Annotated in this window: 3 protein-coding genes; 2 read left to right on the top strand and 1 reads right to left on the bottom strand. The window is 67.7% G+C overall.

Going from position 1 to position 942, the window contains the following annotated elements; genetic code table 11:
- Window positions 1-20: 20 nt before the first annotated feature.
- Both GY812_16320 and GY812_16315 read left to right on the top strand, forming a co-directional pair.
- On the top strand, window positions 21-353 hold the full coding sequence (locus tag GY812_16320; GenBank protein MCP4437048.1) for a hypothetical protein: 333 nt from the start codon (window positions 21-23) through the stop codon (window positions 351-353).
- 2 nt (window positions 354-355) lie between these two features.
- Entirely contained in the window at window positions 356-577 is a 222-nt protein-coding gene (locus GY812_16315; GenBank protein MCP4437047.1) for a hypothetical protein, read from the top strand.
- Here GY812_16315 and GY812_16310 read toward each other — a convergent pair.
- A complete protein-coding gene (locus GY812_16310; protein MCP4437046.1) occupies window positions 562-777 on the bottom strand; it encodes a hypothetical protein in 216 nt (71 codons plus the stop codon). The two genes, GY812_16315 and GY812_16310, sit on opposite strands and share 16 nt — an antisense overlap.
- Window positions 778-942: the final 165 nt, after the last annotated feature.

Raw genomic sequence — 942 nt, 5'->3', positions numbered from 1 at the left:
GCCCCGAGGGCGCGCACACCATGATCACAAACTTCATTTCCGTGCAGTGCTGCGCACGGGATCGGCTCGGAGGGGTCAACCTGACGCCGGTGTACGTCGCCTTCGGCGATGAGAACGTGACCGCCGACCCGGCAGCCCTCTCCCCAAACGTCTGGGTCAACAACCCAGAGCCAGCCGCGGGCGGGTGCGTAGAGGTGCAGCCGGGGACGACGGTGCGCTACGACCTCTCCGATCTGTTCCAGCATGGAGTCGCTCCGGCGCTGGTGCCGATCGAATACATGGCAGTCTACGCCGCCGCCAGCGGGGCCGCCAACAACGTCGCCGTACGCATCTGGCGCTCGTCAGGGAGGTAGAGATGGACTGGCTACTGCAGAACTGGACGACAGTGATCGCCGCGGCGCTGACGGTGGCGACCGTCATCACGAGAGTGACACCCACCCCACGCGATGACGCCGCGCTCGCCAAGGTGCGCGCGCTGCTGGGCAGACTGAGCATGCTCGAGCACCGCGACACCGGCCGGATGGTGAAGCTCCCGGGGGCCAAGCCAGCCCCCGGGGAGCGTCATCCCGACGACTGACCCTCGACCATGGCGGCGACGCGCCGCACGAGGTCGGGCACGTCCGCGTCGCCGTCGAGCTCCGGGTGCTCCTCGGTGACGATGTGTCCGGCTGCGCGCTGGAGCAGCGCCATCAGGTCTGCGAGCTGCAGGGTCACGAGCACCTCGGTGCGGTCCTGCTTCGAGACCACCATGCACGCACGCCCGTCCGTCGCCTCCATGGCCTGCCACCACGCACGGTAGACCTGGGGCGTCCCTTTGCCGACCTTGCATTCTATCCACCAGGGTGTGCCGGTGACGTCTGGCTCATCGGAGCCTGATCGGCGCTGGTATCCTCGTCGAGCTTCGGGGTACATCTCCCGGAAGATCTCAGCCACCTGCCTCTC

This window comes from Actinomycetes bacterium, assembly GCA_024222295.1.
Classification (GTDB): Bacteria; Actinomycetota; Acidimicrobiia; order Acidimicrobiales; family Microtrichaceae; genus JAAEPF01.
The sequence above is the reverse complement of the archived record's forward strand: the minus strand, read 5'-3'. Positions and strand labels throughout refer to the sequence as shown.

What these genes read in the sequence shown, in the direction of transcription:
- GY812_16310 (MCP4437046.1), bottom strand. Translation starts at nt 777, where the DNA reads ATGGAGGCGACGGACGGGCGTGCGTGCATGGTGGTCTCGAAGCAGGAC.
- GY812_16320 (MCP4437048.1), top strand. Translation starts at nt 21, where the DNA reads ATGATCACAAACTTCATTTCCGTGCAGTGCTGCGCACGGGATCGGCTC.
- GY812_16315 (MCP4437047.1), top strand. Translation starts at nt 356, where the DNA reads ATGGACTGGCTACTGCAGAACTGGACGACAGTGATCGCCGCGGCGCTG.